The following is a 548-nucleotide window of genomic DNA, read 5'->3' on the forward strand; positions in this document are numbered from 1 at the left end:
GTGGCGGCACGCGCGCGCGTGGGGCCGGTTGCGGCCAGGCCGCCGGGGATGGCCGTCAGGTGGGGGCGCTCCGCGGACGGGCGGCAGCGGTCCAGGGCGGCGGCCGCCGCGGGGTTGCCGCGCAGGGCGCGCAGGGCGGAGAGGTCGTCGCGGTTCGGGCGGTACCCGGCGGCGAGCGCCTCCTCCAGGAGCGTCAGATACCCGGCCGCGCTGCCTGGCAGCGCGGCCCGGTAGCGGGCGAGGTCGGCCAGCAGGAAGGCGCGCAGCCTGGCTCCCTCATGGGCCGCCTCGTCGACGGACTCGGCCAGGCGGAGGCAGTCCTGGACGTCCTCGGCCGAAACGGGGCTGGGGTTCAGGGCGAGGGCGAGCGCGCGGCGGAGCACACGCAGCTCCTCCGCTCCGAACGCCATGCCGCCGCGGGATCCGTAAGGCGTGGGCATGCGGCGACGATACGCGCTAATCAGACAAAATTCGCAGAACAGGTGCGTGTGGCGCGCTGCGGGCGGGTTTCTTTTTCCCCAGCCCCGCCCCTTCCCGGAACTGGGGGC

At 75.5% G+C, this 548-nt stretch carries 1 pseudogene; it reads right to left on the bottom strand.

Annotated features, from left to right (window positions below):
- Positions 1–440 (bottom strand): annotated as a pseudogene (locus tag G5C60_RS50890) (hypothetical protein); the annotation flags it as partial.
- Positions 441–548: the final 108 nt, after the last annotated feature.

It is taken from the genome of Streptomyces scabichelini, from assembly GCF_011045015.1.
Lineage (GTDB): Bacteria > Actinomycetota > Actinomycetes > Streptomycetales > Streptomycetaceae > Streptomyces > Streptomyces scabichelini.